This is a genomic window from Acidisarcina sp., assembly GCA_035539175.1.
In the GTDB taxonomy this organism is placed as follows: Bacteria; Acidobacteriota; Terriglobia; order Terriglobales; family Acidobacteriaceae; genus JANXZS01.
In genome coordinates this window covers 71,766-89,333 of record DATLIY010000009.1, presented here as the reverse complement: position 1 = coordinate 89,333, position 17,568 = coordinate 71,766, and the positions used below count along the sequence as shown (strand labels likewise).

The 17,568-nt window shown below is 56.5% G+C and carries 14 protein-coding genes and 1 pseudogene; 5 read left to right on the top strand and 10 right to left on the bottom strand.

All coding sequences use genetic code 11. The annotated features are described in order from the left end of the window. Window positions 1–18: 18 nt before the first annotated feature. Window positions 19–1,356 (bottom strand): TolC family protein, encoded by a 1,338-nt coding sequence (locus VM554_11975; GenBank protein HVJ09090.1) that lies wholly within the window; start codon window positions 1,354–1,356, stop codon window positions 19–21. A 5-nt stretch (window positions 1,357–1,361) separates the two neighbouring features. Next, complete coding sequence (locus tag VM554_11970; protein HVJ09089.1) at window positions 1,362–1,961, bottom strand: TetR/AcrR family transcriptional regulator; 600 nt, start codon at window positions 1,959–1,961, stop codon at window positions 1,362–1,364. A 375-nt stretch (window positions 1,962–2,336) separates the two neighbouring features. Here VM554_11970 and VM554_11965 point away from each other — a divergent pair, with 375 nt between their 5' ends. Beyond that, a complete protein-coding gene (locus VM554_11965) occupies window positions 2,337–3,341 on the top strand; it encodes a LacI family DNA-binding transcriptional regulator (protein ID HVJ09088.1) in 1,005 nt (334 codons plus the stop codon). Window positions 3,342–3,450: 109 nt separating this feature from the next. Here the strand turns inward: VM554_11965 and VM554_11960 are convergent, their stop codons facing one another. The 6 genes from VM554_11960 to VM554_11935 form a co-directional block, all read right to left on the bottom strand. Beyond that, window positions 3,451–4,518, bottom strand: coding sequence for an oxidoreductase (locus VM554_11960; protein ID HVJ09087.1), 1,068 nt, complete (start codon window positions 4,516–4,518; stop codon window positions 3,451–3,453). Window positions 4,519–4,702: 184 nt separating this feature from the next. Continuing rightward, window positions 4,703–6,235: an ATP-binding protein gene (locus VM554_11955; GenBank protein ID HVJ09086.1), complete on the bottom strand. Its 1,533-nt coding sequence runs from the start codon at window positions 6,233–6,235 to the stop codon at window positions 4,703–4,705. Then, complete coding sequence (locus VM554_11950) at window positions 6,214–6,654, bottom strand: response regulator (protein HVJ09085.1); 441 nt, start codon at window positions 6,652–6,654, stop codon at window positions 6,214–6,216. Before VM554_11950 ends, VM554_11955 begins: the two co-directional genes overlap by 22 nt. Window positions 6,655–6,686: 32 nt before the next feature. Continuing rightward, window positions 6,687–8,582 (bottom strand): CHASE3 domain-containing protein, encoded by a 1,896-nt coding sequence (locus VM554_11945; protein ID HVJ09084.1) that lies wholly within the window; start codon window positions 8,580–8,582, stop codon window positions 6,687–6,689. An 18-nt stretch (window positions 8,583–8,600) separates the two neighbouring features. Then, on the bottom strand, window positions 8,601–10,343 hold the full coding sequence (locus tag VM554_11940) for an ABC transporter permease subunit (protein HVJ09083.1): 1,743 nt from the start codon (window positions 10,341–10,343) through the stop codon (window positions 8,601–8,603). Further along, complete coding sequence (locus VM554_11935; protein ID HVJ09082.1) at window positions 10,340–11,686, bottom strand: nitrate/sulfonate/bicarbonate ABC transporter ATP-binding protein; 1,347 nt, start codon at window positions 11,684–11,686, stop codon at window positions 10,340–10,342. Before VM554_11935 ends, VM554_11940 begins: the two co-directional genes overlap by 4 nt. Before the next feature lie 236 nt (window positions 11,687–11,922). Here VM554_11935 and VM554_11930 point away from each other — a divergent pair, with 236 nt between their 5' ends. Then, window positions 11,923–12,294: a response regulator gene (locus VM554_11930; GenBank protein ID HVJ09081.1), complete on the top strand. Its 372-nt coding sequence runs from the start codon at window positions 11,923–11,925 to the stop codon at window positions 12,292–12,294. A gap of 85 nt (window positions 12,295–12,379) precedes the next feature. Here the strand turns inward: VM554_11930 and VM554_11925 are convergent, their stop codons facing one another. Both VM554_11925 and VM554_11920 read right to left on the bottom strand, forming a co-directional pair. Continuing rightward, window positions 12,380–12,613: a Beta-galactosidase C-terminal domain gene (locus VM554_11925; GenBank protein ID HVJ09080.1), complete on the bottom strand. Its 234-nt coding sequence runs from the start codon at window positions 12,611–12,613 to the stop codon at window positions 12,380–12,382. Beyond that, a pseudogene (locus tag VM554_11920) lies at window positions 12,608–14,279 on the bottom strand (beta-galactosidase). The gene VM554_11925 and the pseudogene VM554_11920 overlap by 6 nt, the downstream one beginning before the upstream one ends. 466 nt (window positions 14,280–14,745) lie before the next feature. Here VM554_11920 and VM554_11915 point away from each other — a divergent pair. Genes VM554_11915 through VM554_11905 form a run of 3 tightly spaced genes read left to right on the top strand, consistent with a single transcriptional unit; the run spans window position 14,746 to window position 17,554 of the window. Continuing rightward, on the top strand, window positions 14,746–15,456 hold the full coding sequence (locus tag VM554_11915) for an L-ribulose-5-phosphate 4-epimerase (GenBank protein HVJ09079.1): 711 nt from the start codon (window positions 14,746–14,748) through the stop codon (window positions 15,454–15,456). Between the two features lie 47 nt (window positions 15,457–15,503). Further along, window positions 15,504–17,309 (top strand): sodium:solute symporter family protein, encoded by a 1,806-nt coding sequence (locus tag VM554_11910; protein HVJ09078.1) that lies wholly within the window; start codon window positions 15,504–15,506, stop codon window positions 17,307–17,309. 32 nt (window positions 17,310–17,341) lie between these two features. Next, window positions 17,342–17,554, top strand: coding sequence for a hypothetical protein (locus VM554_11905; protein HVJ09077.1), 213 nt, complete (start codon window positions 17,342–17,344; stop codon window positions 17,552–17,554). Window positions 17,555–17,568 lie beyond the last annotated feature (14 nt).

Here is a 17,568-nt window from a genome sequence, read left to right as displayed (position 1 = left end):
ACGCAGCATCCCGGTGGTTCAGGGATTACCCAGATATTCGCCGATGTTCTTCTCCGTGCCGCCTGCAGCACGCCCCAAAGCGAAGTTCGCATCCGCGTAGCTGGAAACAGCAAGAATGTAGTTCTCCTGTGCGCGGGCCAGCTCGTCCTGCGCAGTAACGACCTCAACATTATTCGTGACGCCTGACCGGAATCGATCCTGCGCGAGCTGAAGCTCCCGCTGCGCAAGACCCTGGCCCTCGCTGGCCACGGCCACCTGCGCGGAAGCAGACTCAAGGTTCAGCAGCGCCTCGCGAATATCCTGATCGATACCGCGACGCAGGTCAGCAATCTGTTCGTCGATGCGCTTGAGACGGCTGGCAAGCTCTTGTTCTTCACCATTGCGATCCCGGTCGAAGAGAGTGATATCGACCTGGCCCTGAAGGAGGCCTGTACCTTGAACGCTGCCGATGGTGCGTCCCAACCCGCCATAGTTACCATTGATGCTGAGCCGGGGAAGATAGCGTGCATGATTGGCTCGCTGCTGGTCGATTAGTCCCTTTCTCTGGCTTGCCAGGGAGAGGTAATCGGGCCGCGCGAGCAGTGCCGATGACAAGATGCTTTCAGCCGCTGGATGATCGAGCGGTTGATAGCGAAGCGATTCGGCTAGTTCCAATGGAGCAGCGGGCTCGATGCCGAGATTGCGCGCCAGAATAAGCAATGCTTGTTTGTGCTGATTCTGTGTTGCCAGCAATGCCTGTTTGTCATTGGCGAGTTGTACCTGGGAGCGAAGGACATCGACACCAGTGGCAGTTCCCGCATCGTGTTTGTTTTTGGCAAGCTGATACAGAGCACTGGATTCGGTTACGCGGGATTGCGCTGCATCCACTCGCGCGGCGGCAGACTCCGCATTGAGATATAGACCGGCGATGGCTCGTATGATGAGATCGCGAGCGTCCTGATAGTCCATTCTGTTGGCATCGACGGCATGCTCGCTTGCCTTCCAGCTTCGATAGGCCTGAAGGTCGAGAACATTCTGTGTTGCGGAGACGCGGAAGTCATAGTTGGAAAATGGGCCCACGACCGATGGGACGCCGGGGAACGCAATACCAAATGCGCGCAGATTCCTGTTTTGCAGGCTGGCATAGCTCTCTGCCTGAACACGTGGAAGAAGAGCAGCAGACATGCGCCGTACCCTCGTTCCGCTGGCCTCGTCGATACGAGTGTTTGCAACAAGGACGGAGAGGTTTTCCCGCAGGCCCTTCTCTATGGCGTCGCGCATTGTCAGGCGGTAGATCGTTGCTTCCTGGGTCCGCCCGGACCGACAATTGACAACAATCAGCAGGCAGAGGATAAGACTGACAAAGTTTCGCTTCATCGCCTTCACCTTCGGCGGGGAGCGGCTATCGCTCTCCAGAAATATTTAAAGTTTTCATGAACTAAATCCTGCAGCGGTGGCTCGCCATGCAAAGACCACACCAGAAGAGTTCCGAAGAATGTTTGCTGGAGCAGCCATGCCAGCTTTTCTTTCTTCAGGCGTGAATCGATCTCGCCACGTTGCTGGCCGATCTCAATGATCTTCGCGACCATACCCCGCCCATCGAGCATGTTGCGATCGATCTGCTCTCGAACCACTGCGCTGGCTGCAAAGGATGATATAAAGGCGCGGGCAAGATCGGGGCTGCGCCCAGGCTCCTCCCCAATGCGAGCCATGAGATGGCGGAGCACATACTGAATGGTGCGTTTGCCGCTCGTGGCCTGATCGAGGGCCTCGTGCACTTTGCCGAGCTGAATTTCGGCCATCACGCCGAGGACATGGTCTTTCGTAGGGAAGTAATTGAAAAATGTCCCCTTGCCGACATCCGCCGCTTTCGTAATGTCTTCGACCGTAACATGGGAAAGTCCACGCTCTGCGATCAACTGGAGCGCGCTGCGAAACAGGCGAAGGCGTGTCTCTGCGGCGCGACGCTCGCGACGTCCCATGCTTTGGAGATGCGGGAGCCCCTGGGAATCAAGAGTATTTGCGAGGCCGGGAGATTCTATATTGCGACCAACGACCATATATGACTCACGGTCATAATGGTGGTCCCCGAAACATGCGACTGTCAAGTGGCAGAGTTGTCGGCGGTGGGAAAGTTAGGGGGACAAAAAAGGACCGGTCGATGCGACTCAGGAGGGAACGGCGGTCTGCCGCTGTCTTACGCGGACCAGGCAAACTATAAATTCATCGGTATGTCGATGGGTCCATACTGGATGCATGTTAAGGGCGACATTCGGCAATTTTGTGAAAGCTGTTGTTTCTCTTGCATTTATTGCATAGACTGACACAGCAAATTCTGTTTCTCCTCGGGGATGTCCATGAATATTCGAGAGGTAGCCAGGAAGGCTAACGTCTCGACCGCGACAGTATCGCGTACGATCAACGGCTCAGACAAAGTTTCTCCGGAGACCGCCGAGCGGGTGCGTACCGCCATACTGGCACTGAACTATTATCCGAATACCAACGCTCGAGCCCTCGGTTCGGGACGCAGCCGATTGTATGGTTTGATCATCTCGGACATCACGAATCCATTCTTTCCGGATTTGGTTAAGAGCTTTGAGGATGTGGCGGTAACCCATGGCCAGGACGTGATCATCGCGAACACTGGCTACAGTTCGGAGCGCACAGAACTTTGCGTACAGCGCATGCTGGAGCGCAAGGTAGACGGAGTCGCCATCATGACTTCCGAGATGGATGCTCACCTCATCGATCGCCTGAGCAGCCGTCATATTCCCATCGTGTTTCTGGATACCGGCCGACTGGGCATGGGCATCAGCAACATCGTCGTCGACTATGGGAAGGGAATCCGGGCGGCTCTGGCACATCTGGTGGAGTTAGGCCATGAGCGCATCGCATTCATCTCCGGGCCGATGAATCTGGCCTCCGCGCGTGCGCGTCGCGATGCATTTCTCGCAGCCGCGGAAGAGTATGGAATTCCGCTGAAGGACGAGCTGATGGAGTTGGCCAACCATCGCCCGGATGGAGGCCGCCTCGCAATGGAGCGTCTGCTGGATCGCAAACCCTGGCCAACAGCGGTGGTGTCGTCCAATGACCTGACGGCTATTGGAGCCATAGGCGCGATTCACCAAAGGAACCTGCGCGTGCCGGAGGATATTTCCGTCGCAGGCTTCGATGACATTGAGCTGTGCTCCTTTATGCATCCGACGATGACCACGGTTCGGCTTTCGCGGTCGGAGATCGCCGAACGCGCTTTCCATGCACTCTACACCGAGAATCCGAAGGAAGAACGGCCCGGAGTAGAGTACCGGATTGAGCCTCAACTGATCGTTCGCAATAGTACGGGAGCCAATCCAGAACGGTAGTTCTGCGGGGGAGTCTTAGAATTCCGACGCGAAGGATGGGCTTACTCACCGGGCGTTTCCGATGCAGCTTCTTTTCAAGAAAGAAGCTGCATCATTGTTTGACTCAACATCAGTCAGGAAACTGTTGCAGATCGCAATCGAGTACAGCGCGCTTGCGGTGGCTTTCGAGGACGAGCTCCACCATGCGGATGACGCGCCACGCCTGACTGCCGGTAACGGCCAGGGGAGCGCGGCCCAGGATCGCATCCCGCACATTCGCATAATAGCCTCGGTAGTCCCCGGTGCGCGTCTCAACCGGCATGGCGACGTGAGCGCCCTCTTCCTCAAGAGTGAGGATGCCCCAGTTCTGTGGAGGCTCCGTTCCCCATGCGGGAGACTCGAAGCGCTCTCCGCGTTTGAGGGCCTCTTCCTGCGGGTCGAGTCCATACTTGATGTAACATCCTTTGTTGCCATAGATGGCGAAGCGCGGTCCGGGAACGAGCGCCAGGCTGGTGACGCGCAGCAGAACCGAGAGCTTGGGATAGTAGAGACGGATGTCGAATGCGTCATCCGTGATGGCGCCTTCGCGCTCCGTGCGTATATCCGCAAACACTGCCTTCGGAGGGCCGAAGAGCACTAATGCCTGATCGATAAGATGGGGACCGATATCCCATGTCAGACCGCCGCCGGCTGCGCCACTCTCGCGCCAGACTTCCGGTTTGCGCTGCGGACGCCAGCGGTCGAAGTGGGATTCGTAGCTAACGAGCGAACCCACCTTGTGCGCATCGACAAGGTCCTTTAATGTCAGGAAATCACCGTCCCAGCGCCGGTTCTGGTAGGCCGAGAGAACAAGGTTCTTAGCGCGGCTTAGCTCTACAAGTTTTGCGGCATCGCTGGAGCTGAGCGTAAAAGGCTTGTCGACGACGACGTGCTTTCCTGCTTCCAGCGCACGCCGCGCGAGATCGAAGTGGCTTTCGTTCGGCGTTGCAACCACAATGAGCTGGAGCCTGGGGTCATCGATGGCATCCTGCGCCTCCCGGTAAATGGTGGCTGAGGGATACTCCTGTGCCGCCTCATTCCCATGGCGCTGCACAATGCCAGTGAGTTCAAGTCCGGGAACAGCATGGACGACGGCTGTGTGAAAAAAACGTCCTGCCTGGCCAAAGCCGATAACACAAGTGCGAATTGTATCCGTCACGGTTACATGTCCTCGAGGATGGGAGTAGCTCTATTATGCTGCAGACTTGGGGTCCGCGTCAGCCTTTCCATTCGTAAAAGCTTGCCATTGGACTTGCCTTGCCAGACGAAATAAATCCTTGGGAGGCTCGATCAAAAGGGAAGTGTTACTCGGGATGTATTTCTTTTCAGGCTGTTGCGATGACCTAGAGAGTATCGAGGCTGTATGCTGCGGGCGGCTCCAGCGGCAGAAACAAACGAAAGACCGTGCCGCTTGGTTGCGCCGCCCAGCTTCGCACCGAGATCGATCCGTAGTGTTTTTCGATCAGTTCATGGCTTACCCAGAGACCAAGGCCCGTTCCGGTGAGGCCTTTAGTCGAAAAGAATGGTTCGAAGATCCGCTCCAGTGTTTTTCGATCCATGCCCGAGCCCGTATCGGCTATGGTGATGGCGATGCCTGGGGTGAGTTGCTTCCAATCGGTTGCAGGAGCTGTGTGCACCACCAGTTTGCCGCCGCTGTTCTGCATTGCATCCATGGCATTGCAGATAAGGTTCGCGATCACCTGACGCACTTCGCCATCGTACGCGACGATCCTCGGTATCTGTTCCAGGCGGCGGTCGATTCTGATACCGTAGCTGTGCAATTTCTTGTCCCAGAGAGCGAGAACGGTCTCGATTAGATCGTGGACGTCGGTCTTTACCGGTTGCGAGTTCTGGCGATAAAAGCGCAGTGTCTGGGTGGTAATGTGGATGACTCGTTCCAATTCTGTCTGCGCCAGGTTGACATATTTTTGGCCATCCTCAGTTAAGTCCGTTTGAGCGATGAGATAGAGGCAATTGGTGACAGCCTCGAGCGGGTTATTGATTTCGTGAGCAATAGAAGCCGCCATGCGTCCGGCTGCCGCGAGCTTTTCCGTTCGGCGCAGAACATCCTGCCCGCGCTTCTGGTCGGTAAGATCGGCGAGAAAAGCCGCAATCTGCTGTTCATAGGGTGGGGACTGAGGGTTGAGCAGGGCGGTTCCCATCAGCGTTGGCACAACTGCTCCCTCCCGGGTTATCAAAGAAGTCTCAACCGGCTCCCCGTGGCCTTCCCATGCATCGTGCGATGCGCCGCTGTGGCCTGTTTTCGGGGCGAAGAGTTGCGCGAAGGTGATGGTGCCACTTTCAATTTCCTGCTTGCTGTATCCGAGAAGCTTCAGCAGAGCGGCGTTGCCATAGAGGATTCGTCCAGCGCGATCGCTGAGCAGCAATCCCAGGGGCATGGCTTCTACCAATTGGCGAAACCGTTCTTCACTCAGGCGCAGAGCACGTTCGGCGGCAAGCCTGTCGCGGCGGTCTTTGGCTTCGCCGATTTCGCGTTCGATCGCGGGAATCAGCCGGGCAAGATTCTGCTTGGAAACATAGTCGTGGGCGCCGGCTCGCATGGAGGCTACGGCGGTTTCTTCGGTTACAGCTCCAGACATTACGATGAATGGCAGGTCAAGTGTGGTGGACTTCAGGAGCCTTAACGCCTGCGGTGCGCTAAAGGAAGGTAAGTTGTAATCCGCGAGAATAACGTCCCATGGATGGGCAGGATCCGCCAAAGCCTGGGACATCTCTGCCGCGGTTTCCACCCGAGTGATTACAGGTGCGTAGCCCGACCGTTTGAGGTACAACTCCAGCAGGGCAGCGTCATCCTCGCTGTCCTCGACCAGCAGGATCTCCAAATGCCGTCGGGTTACTTGTTCGTAGGTGGGCATTCGTTTAATACCAGCCAGTACATTCCCAGTTGTCGTGCTGCTTCGGCGAATTCACTGAAGTTTACTGGTTTGCGAATGTAGCTGTTCACGCCAAGGCTATAGCTGCGGACCATATCGCTCTCTTCGTCGGAAGATGTAAGGATGACCACAGGCAGCAGGCGCGTGATCTCCTTCGTGCGGATTGCGCGCAGTACTTCCAATCCATCTATCTTCGGTAACTTCAGGTCGAGCAGCACAACCTGAGGAAGCGTATGCAAACCGGCAGGCGGAGGATCGAAGAGCAGATGCAGCGCCTCTTCGCCATCGTGTGCTACGACAATGTCATTTGCCACGTTGGACTTCTTCAAAGCACGCTTCGTAAGTGCTTCGTGATCCGGGTCATCTTCCACCAGCAGAATGACGCGTGCTTTATCAATCATGGGAACCCGTCCTAACCAAAAGAGCTCTCCAATCATCCTAGCGTGAACCGAAAGGTTGCGCCTTCCCCTACTTTGCCTTCGGCACGGATTTCCCCGTGATGCCGGCGGATAACGCGGGCAACCGTTGCCAGCCCAATCCCTGATCCCTTAAAGTCTTTGTCCCCATGGAGACGCTGAAAGGCATTGAATAACTTGTTGACATAGTTCATGTCAAACCCTGCTCCATTGTCGCGGAGAAAGAATTCGCCGGAGCCTGCTTCTTTACCCATGCTGATCTGCGCATGTGCGGTTTTCGCTGTGAATTTCACGGCGTTCCCGAGAAGGTTCTCGAGCGCGACACGCAATAGTTTTGGATCGGCTGTCGTTTGGAGTCCCGGCTCGACGTTGAATTCAATCTCCCGATCCGGGTTTAGCTGCTCCAACTCGTGCATAACTTCTGACGCCATTCGGGTCACGTCAATTGGTTCGCGTACGAGTTCAGCACGGGTGATACGTGAAAGCTGCAGCAGGGCATCGATCAATTGACCCATGCGCTGGACGCTGGAGCGAATTCTGCCAAGGTAATTGCGCGCTGTATCATCCAGGCGGGCTGCATAGTCTTCTTCCAGGGCAAGACTGAAGCCATCCACTGTGCGCAGCGGGGCGCGAAGATCGTGGGAAACCGAGTAGCTGAAGGCCTCCAACTCCTGATTCGCAACTTCGAGTTCCGTAGTTCTGAGCTTCACCCTGGCTTCGAGTTCGCTGTTGAGTATTCGTACTGCATTGGAGTGGCTCTCTGCGAGTCGCCGTGCGGCGCGCTCTGCTTCATAGGCATTGGCTCGGTCCAGCGAAATGCCAATTCGATCCGCGGCAAGGAAGAGCAGGTCCCGTTCCTGCTCAGAGAAAGCGCGCGCTTCCTGTCTTCCCGCGATAAGAGTAGCTTGAACCCTTCCAGAAATAACCAGTGGAAGCATGAGAAACGCTGCCATTTTGCCGCGCAATTCCTCAATGGGAATCGCAGACGAGGCTTCACTGATCGACGCAACTTGCCCGCGGTGAATGACTCGGTAGAGTGGACTGTCGGAGGTGATTGGGACAATCTGTCCCTGGCGGATTGAGGCGCCGCTTGCCGCCTGGATTCTCAGCTCGCCATCGCTCCACAGGCACAGTACGGTGCAGTCCGCAGCCAGTACGTTTCGTAGACGATCCAACAATTCCGCGGTGAGATTGTCCAGGCTAAGCTGGCTTAAGGCTGTATCACTGATGATTTGCAGCCTATGCAGGTTGTCGTTCAGAAGGTCGGTCTCGATCCTCACCTGCCGCTCGCGAAGGATGTAGCGGATCATAAGGAGGATGAGGAGAAGGTCTATGAAGCTTGCAAGGAGGCTGGTCTCCCGGGCGCGATCCGCACTGTTACGAGAGCTGGCAACACGATGATTCAGTAGAACCTGTTCGTCATATTGAACTTCAGCAACGATGGAGCGAACCTGATCCATCGCCGCCTTTCCTGCGATGCTCTGCTCCGTCGCGTGGTGTGCGGGATCTACCGAGTGCCGGCGATACTCCTGAATTCCCTTGTCGAGCATCTGCATGCGCTGCAGAGTGATTTCGCTGAGCCTTCGTATCCGCTCCTGCTGGTCAGGATTGTCAGCGGTGAGTTTCTTTACCGTTTCCAGCTCTATGGGGAGATCATGTTGAGCGAGCTGGTAAGGACCGAGATAGAGAGGATCGCCGGTGAGCATATAGCCACGGGTGCCTGTCTCGGCATCTTTGAAGCTATTGGTGATTCGCTCGACCGCTGTGATCACCTGCCAGGTATGGGTCACGAGGTTCTGGCTCTGGTCCAGCTCCTTGATAGAGCGAAGCGAAAGCCATGCATTGCCGGCCACAATGAAAGTTGTGGCGACAAGAGTGGCAATTACGATTGGCCCCGTAGTTCTGGATTTCATGATCGCACTATAGTGAACTTATCCTTCCAGCTTGTATCTTGTCTCCGCCAGGCGATAGAGCCTCCTCCATACCAGGCGATTGATGGTGACGACCATCGTAGCCATAATCATGGTGGCCAGCAACAGAATCGGGAATTGTCCCTTGTCGGAGGCGGCACTGATCTGTGCGCCAAGACCCAGAGTCTGCAGGGTATGCCCCCTCAGGTTGTAGTACTCCGCGATGATGCTTGCATTCCATGCGCCTCCCGATGCAGTCACCAGACCGGTTAGGAGATAAGGAAAGATTCCTGGGAGGATGACGGTAGTCCATCGCTGCAGGTTGCTGAAATGGAAGAGGTCGGCAACCTCACGCAGGTCGGAGGGGATGGCCATCGCCCCGGCAATCACATTGAAGAGGATGTACCACTGCGTGCCGAGCAGCATCAGAACGATGGAGCCGACTCCCAGGCCGAGGCCGAGGTGTTGCAGTCCCACGATGATAATAGGGAACAGGAAGGGCGCCGGGAATGCGGCTGCGATCTGCGTGATTGGCTGCGTAAAGCGTGCCAGCCTGGGGTTAAAGCCAATCATGACTCCAACTGGAATTGTCCAGAGAGAGGCGATGAGAAGGGAAGCATTCACGCGGAGAAAGGTAGAGCCCGCACCCATAAGGAGCAGCTTTACTTCGCTGATCTGAATATGCCGCAGCATTGCGAGAGCCTGCGTTGCGGCATACAAGACGACGAGTGCGGCGACAATCGCCAGAACGATCGCTAACGGTGGAATCTTTCTCTTTCCTTGATCCTCCAGCGGTTCGATCCTGCGTTGCGCGGAGTGTTGGGCCAGGTGTCGATAGATACTCTCGCCCCAGGGATCGATGGTCTTTTCCCGCAATAGAGTGAGGAAGCTGGATCTCTGCAGGAGATGAAGGATTGGCGAGCTGACACGATCACTGCTCTCGGACATCTCGAACTTAAAGCGGTCTGACCATGCGATCACCGGGCGCCATATCAACTGGTCCATGGCGACGATGATCAGGACCATCGTCGCAAGTCCCCACACTATAGCCCGGCTGTTGCCGGAGTTCGCCGCGGTCTGCAGGTACGATCCCAATCCGGGCAGGCGAAAATCGCGGTCGCCCAATACGAACATCTCGCAGGCGATCAGGAAGAACCAGCCGCCGGCGACGGATACCATCGAGTTCCATACCAGGCCGATGGCAGAGTAGGGAAGCTCAAGTTGCCAGAATCGCTGCCAGGCTGAGAAGCGGTAGATATTGGCTGCCTCGCGCAACTCCCGCGGAATGCTCTTCAGCGAAGAATAGAAGCTGAAGGCCATGTTCCACACCTGACCCGTGAAGATGAGCAGGATCGCACCCATCTCAATGCCCAACTGGCGTGTAGGGATGAGCGCCACCATCGCCAACATGACGCCTGGAAGGAAGCTGAGGACGGGAATGGATTGCAGGATGTCGAGAATCGCGATCATCAGGCCTTCTGCGCGGGGGTTGTAGGCTGCGATATAGCCATAACCCACGGCGAAGATCAGGCTTAGAAGATATGCCGCTCCAATGCGTACCAGCGAGTAGAAGGCATACAGGGGCAGTGCGCTTACAGATTGTGAAATTTCGACTGCCGGGATTGGTTTCCCCATCCAGTAGCTGGCGATCTTGACGAGCGCAAAGAAGCCGGCGAGTGCGGCCAACGTAACGCTCAAATCAATGAATATCGGCCATGTGCGATCCAGCACGAGGGGCCGCGAGAGCGCATATCGATTCTTCACTCGGCAGGCCCTTCCGTTACAGGCTCGGGACTCTCATCGTTTTCCGGCAGGATGAAGCGCCGGCGCGATGCGTCGAAGTCAAACAGCTCTGCGTATCGGCCCCAGTTGATTGCTGTCTCCAACTGCCGCTGCGTCTCCTCCTGGCTGAATTGCTCATCCAGCATGTCGAGAAAGAATTCTTCCTGGATCGTGTGGTCCGACTTGGTATCCAGAGCGCGGCTGATTTGTCGCAGTAGCAGAACGTGTTCCAACGCTGCCTTGCGGAAGAGCGTCTTCTGCTGGAGGATTTCGGAGTCTGCGTACTCGCGCCCTTCCGCTGTAATGACGGCATCGCCCTCTTCGACGGTCAGGAAGCCGAGTAACTGCGCGGCATCGACGATTGGCAGCAGATCGTCGATCTCAAAGGCGAGGTCGTCGGCCAGGCGATAGATATCGTCTCTGCCACCATGATCGATCAGGAGTTCGAGGAGTCCGGCAATGCCGCCCGGCCGCGCATGGGGCAGCATCTGATAATGCATCTGGCGCTGGTCGCGAACCGCCTTTCCGCCGACGGTTGCAGGGACCTCGGCCGGTACAACATCAGGCCGCGTCAGGACTTTGTAGATGTAGTCAACTAACTGCGTGAACGGTGCAGCCTTGCGGTCGCGGGGGTGAGGAAGCGTGACCTTGAAATCCGTGCGGACGTGGCCCGGGTTTCGCCCCAGAACAATGATGCGATCGGCAAGAAGTACGGCTTCTTCAATGTTGTGAGTTACCAGAAAGATGGATTGTGTGGGGATGGTCTTCTTGGCCCAGAGTTCGAGCAGTTCGCTGCGCAGATTCTCCGCAGTCAATACGTCCAGCGCGGAGAAGGGCTCGTCCATGAAGAGCACCTCAGGCTCAACAACCAGAGCTCTTGCGAAACCAACTCGCTGCCGCATTCCGCCGGAGAGTTCTTTGGGAAAGGCTGCCTGGAATCCATCGAGCCCGACGGTGTCGAGGATCTTTTCACTTCGTTTGCGGCGCTCTCCCGCACTCATCCCGCGCGCCTTCAACGGAGCCTCCACGTTGTCCAGTACTGTTAGCCACGGAAAGAGGGCAAAGCTTTGGAAGACGATCGAGACGTTGATCGCAGCAGATGCAATCGGCTTCTCATGCCAGAAGACTTCGCCCGCCGAGGGTTTGGATAGCCCGGCCAGCATGCGCAGTAACGTGGACTTGCCGGAGCCTGATGGCCCCAGTAAGGCAACGATCTCTCCCGGTACAATGGATAGATCGGTGGGCGAGATTACCTGGATACGGTTCTCGCTGGGTTGCGCGTAGTATTTTTCTACCTGCTGTGCGCGAATAATCGTAACGGCCATAGCAAAATCTACCTAAGTTCGAAAGTGGAGGCGGAAATACCGTCCGGATATATGTCTAGTTTAAGATGACAAGGTGAGGTGCGAAGTAAGGCATCCTATTGCGCCAAGCGTATCATCTTAAACGTATGATTCGGAGCGTTTCATCAAGCGATACACTGCTTGAGGGAGCATACTCACCGAGGCATCTTCAATTGCTCTGAAACCCGCGTTACTTGCACCAGTTCAAAAGGGAGCGAATGTCAGACAACCAAGTGAAACCCAAGGTTCTGGTAGCCGATGATGAGCGAGTGATTGCAGATACGCTGGCCATCATTCTCAACCAGAGCGGATTCAGCGCAACAGCGGTATATAGCGGCGAAAAGGCGGTAGAGACCGCGAAGGTCCTTCAGCCGGATATGGTGATCAGCGACGTCATCATGACGGACCTGAACGGTATCGATGCGGCGATCCAGATCCGCGCGATGCTCCCATCGTGCAAGATTCTTCTCTTTTCCGGCCAGGCGGCGACGGCGGATCTCCTCGATCGTGCCCGCAGCCAGGGACACGAGTTTGAGATTCTTGCCAAGCCTGTTCACCCACAGGATTTGCTGGCGCGACTGCGCAGTTAGGTCTAACCGGGTTGATGAAATCTTCTTGAAAATGCAGAAGGGTGCCTTCCGGGCACCCTTCTTGTGCTTTGCAGGCGTGCGGCGCCTAGCGGTTTGACTGTTCGAGCACGGCGACGCCATACGGTTCCAGTTCGATGCTGGAGCGTTGCGGTGTGCCGTCGGCGAGCAGGTCACGCAGAGAGCCATGCAAATCGATGCGCTCAGCCTTCGTGGTGTGGTTAATCAGGATGAGGACCCGGCGCTGGGCATTCGACCGCTGACAGACCTCAACTCCGTCTGGCGTGCCTGGCAGGACAGGCGTAACTCCGCTCTGCTTCACAAGGTCGGCGGTTAGCTTCCGGATCAATACGTCGTCCAGCCACGCGCCAACATAGGTAATGGTCCCCTTGCCGACTGCGCGGGTAATCATCGCCGGCTGGTTATCCAGCCATCCATTGCTGGCTCCGTAACGCAGCAAGACTTTGGTCGAAGGGTCCTTGGTGCTCAGTTGCTCCGCCCAGATGCTTGCTGTGCCACTTCCTGCTTCTCCTGAGACAGGAATCGTCTCTTTCAGCGAGTAGAATTGCTCCACTCGCCCACCGAGGAAATCCACCAGAGGGCCGGGTTGCCGCTGCGGATAGAGAGCGTTGTACTCATCCTTCATCCCCGTACGCGCTCCCAGAACCAGGTTGCCGCCTTGCTTGACATAGTCCATCAGGCGGTTTGCAGTCTGCTGCGAGAGAACGTTCAGGCCCGGAGCTTCAATCAGCTTGTATTTGTTCAACGGGGAGTCGGGTGAAATCACATCGACGGACTGGGCCATCTGGCGCAATGGCCGGTAGTACTGCGCAATCGCGGCGATGGGCTGATATTCCCTGTTGTGCCGCTGAAAGTCGATCGCCCAGACGCTGTCATAGGTATGCAGAATAGCGACCTGAGAGTCCGGAGTCGTACCGGCAATGGCTGTCCCTGTTTTGGCGAATTCCGCTCCCACCTGCTTGATTTCGTCATAGACGGGAACGGGCGTTCCATCGGCTCCAACCAGCACGCCATGGTACTGTTCCTGGCCATTCAAGGCACTACGCCACTGCCAATACTCGACCGCCTCCGCTCCGTGGCCCACGGCCTGCCACGCCATATCCCGAACCTCGCCACGATGGAGTGCCGCATTGTTCGACGCCCAGTTCACGAATGCCGGCTGCGTCTCCATGACCCAGAAGTTCTTGTTCTTGAACCCGCGGACCAGGTCGTGCGTCATGCCATTCGTGAGGAAGTCATACGGCCCTGCGCCCACGTAGTCGTCCCAGGCGGCGATATCAAGGTTGGAGTGAACGATGTAGTGATCAAAGCCATCGAACCAACCCATCGTGTTCGTCGTGATGAACTGGCGCGGATCAGCATGCGCACGGATTACGTCGATCTGGTTCTGCGAATAGCTCTTCCAGGTTTCGCTGACGAAGTGTCTCCAGTCGAGCAGCAGACCGGGGTTCTCGCCGGTCGGACGAACCGGAATCTCATCGAAGGTGTCATAGGTTTGCGACCAATAGGTGGTCGTCCAGTGGTCATTCAGGTTGTCGATGGTTCCATATTTAGCCTTGAGCCAGGCGTGGAACTGCTGCCGTGTCTCCGGATCGAACGATGTGTTGCCATATTCATTGTCTAACTGCCAGCCGACTACATTCGGATTCTTGCCGAAGCGGATGGCCATCTGTTCGGCGACCTGGCGGGCCAACTGGCGATAGCGGGCGCTGGCGAAGGAGAACTGGGTGCGGTTGCCATGCTCGTCCCGACGGCCGTTCTCGTCGATGCGCAAGGTCTCAGGATACTGAGTCGTAAGCCAGGCCGGGGGCGCGGCAGAGGGCGTTCCCATAACCACAACAATGTGATGTGCAGCGGCTTTGGCAACCGCGCTCCAGCCAATCCAGCTTGTATTGGCCTTCGGAGGGTTCGATGCTGCTCCAGGCGAACTCTCCCACGCGCACGAGGTGGATATTTCCAGCCTCCATCAGGGCCAGATCGTGGTCCCAGGTGGCTTCGCTCCATTGTTCCGGGTACCAGGCGGCCCCGACCAGGAGCGGCGGAACATTCGGAAACCCCGTCGCCTGGGCAAATACCATCCTGGCAGGGAAGTGGAGGAGCAGAGCGATGCCCAGCACAAGTGCGGAAAGATGCCTCGCTGCCTGGGATCTCAACCGGGAAATAATAAAAAAGCGTCGCATGCGAGAATACCCCGTTGTAAACGTTTCCTGAGAAGTTGTATTGTATTGCGGAGTCGTCTTTTCGTTGATTCCCGTCGCCTGCGAAAATCCTGGCGTCCCGAGTCTTCATAAGTGGACGATTCTCCGACAATCTTTGCTTGGATTTTCAAGCGTAAATCAATTTACCCTGGGATGCGTCCCATGACAATCGCAATCCGCGAACCGCTTGCCCTGAATTTTGGTCTTGCGGCGGACGGAGCCTGCAAAGGAACCAATGCTACTCCCCGATTTGAGAAAGCGCGTATTAGACGCCAATCTGGAGCTTCAGCGACAGGGATTGGTGCTCTACACCTTCGGGAATGCGAGCGGTATCGATCGCTCGGCAGGACTCATCGCAATCAAGCCCAGCGGCGTCCCCTATGAACGCTTGAAGGCTGAGGATCTGGTGATCACCGATCTGGAGGGCCGGATCGTCGAGGGAACGCTCAATCCCTCCTCCGATCTCGATACGCACGTGCTCCTTTATCGCGAATTTCCGACGATCGGAGGAGTGGTCCATACGCATTCGGAGTTCGCCACCTCCTGGGCACAGGCGCAGATGCCGATACCTTGCTTCGGCACGACCCATGCGGATTATTTCAACGGGGAGGTTCCCGTGACAGAGCCGCTGACCGATGAGCAGATCGAGGGAGAGTACGAGAAAAACACAGGCGCCGTGATCGTACATCGCTTCAAAGGCCTCGATCCGGAAGCCGTGCCTGGAGTCCTCGTGGCGGGACACGCACCCTTTACATGGGGCAAGTCTCCGGAAGCCGCTGCCCATACCGCGGTCATCCTGGAGTATCTGGCAAAGCTGGCATTCCGCGCGAACCTGCTCCGGCCAGAACTTGGGCCGGTTTCGCCCGCATTATTGCGCCGTCACTATGAGCGCAAGCACGGTGCGAATGCTACCTACGGACAGCGCACTCCTGAAGAGAAGCATTGATACGCACCAACTTCTGCAGCGTTGCATGAAGAGGATAGATCGACGGAATGCCCTTCGCGGAGAGCGACGGGAATGAGGGCTTCGACAGAATGGTTCCACTCCTGACTACAACAGCTGGCCTTAGCGTCTCCTCCCTGGCGATGTTTTTCCAGCCTGGCAAATCTTTGGCGCATCTTACGGCGCTGGATGTGATCGTGATCGCGGTTTACTTCGCGATGGTGCTCTTTATTGGCTTTCATCTGAAGCAGCAAGCCAACACGAGCGAAGAATTCTTTATGGCCGGTCGCGAGATGACCGCGTGGATCGCGGGTTTGAGCTTCGTCTCGGCGAATCTGGGATCTCTCGAATTGATGGGCTGGGCCGGATCAGCCTATCAATACGGCATCTTGGCCGCGCACTGGTATTGGATTGGCGCCATTCCCGCCATGCTGTTTCTCGGCCTGGTCATGATGCCGTTCTACTACGTATCGAAGACGCACTCGGTGCCGGGATATCTGAAGCTTCGTTTTGGTGAGTCCAGCCGTGTGCTGGCGGCGGTTTCTTTCGCCTTCATGACGATCCTGATGAGCGGCGTGAATATGTTTGCCATGGCCGTGGTGATGAAGGTTGTGCTCGGCTGGAATATAACCTTCAGCATCTTTGTATCGTCAATCGCCGTAGCGGTTTACGTGACGCTGGGCGGGTTGCGCTCCGCGATCTTCAATGAAGTGCTGCAATTTGTGTTGATCTGGGCTGGCGCGTTGCTGGTCCCGATTCTGGGGCTCATCCAGGCGGGCGGATGGCATAACCTGCAGGCGAAGATTTTAATGAACTACCAGAATCAGGACTATACGCACATGTGGCGCGGCCTGGCTCACTTTTCCAGTAATCCCATGGGAGTGCACTGGACGGGGATTGTCTTCGGTCTCGGCTTTGTGATCTCGTTCGGATACTGGACGACCGATTTTCTGGTGGTGCAGAGGGTATTGGCTGCAAATAGCCTGCGCTCGGCGCAGATGGCGCCAATCATAGCTTCAGTCTTCAAGATGGCGGTTCCGTTCATCGTGATTCTTCCTGGCCTGCTGGGGCTGGTTCTGCTGCAGAATCCGGATGGCAGCCTGATGCACCTGGTTGGTGAGAACGCGTTGAGCGCCGCGAATCCCCACAGCTATAACGAGGTGCTTCCGCTGCTGATGGTGCGCTACTGCGGGCCTGGACTGCTGGGGTTGGGGATTACCGCTTTGATTGCGGGCTTCATGTCCGGGATGGCGGGGAACGTCAGTGCCTTCTCGGCGGTGTGGACCTACGATATCTATCAGCCACACCTTAAAAAGAATGCACCGGATAAGCATTACGTTATGGTGGGCCGCTGGGCAACAATCCTCGGGGTGCTGGTCTCCATTGGAACCGCCTATCTCGTGATGCACGCGCAGGGCATTATGGATTATGTGCAGGCGCTCTTCAGCTTCTTCATCGCGCCCTTGCTGGGTACGATTCTGGCCGGCATGTTCTGGAAGAGAGCCACGGCCCCCGGGGGCTTCTGGGGCCTGCTTGCGGGCACAGTCACCTCCATCGGTCTCTACACCTGGGTCAAGGTCGATCACAGTGCGCTGTCGATCGTTGCCTTTTCCTCCGATGCGAAGGACATGGCGGAAAACCTCTATCGTGCCTTGTGGTCCTTTGTCGTTTGCGTAACCGTGACCTTCGTCGTCAGCATGTTTACCAAGCCGAAGTCGCTGGAGGAGCTCTCGGGACTCGTCTATGGAGAGACGGCGATTCCCTCCGAGGGTCCCGTGCCGCTCTATAAGAATCACTGGTTCTGGGCTTCAGTCGTCATAGTGGTGTTCTTTATCTTGAACCTGATCTTCTGGTAGTCCAACGCTGAATCAGGAATTGGAGTCGTACGATGCATTCTTCCGGTCTTTCAATCTGGTTCTTCATTGGCGTGCTGCTGACTATTTACGGTGCGCTTATTTTGGGCTATGGCGTGTCTGAGTGGGTCACCGGACACTATGCAAATGTTCAACTGGCGCAATATCACGCGCCGATATGGTGGGGAGCAGTCCTGCTTGGGCTCGGCCTGTTCTATGACCTCAGGTTCAAGCCGGGCCATAAATAAACAGTTTTCTTAGG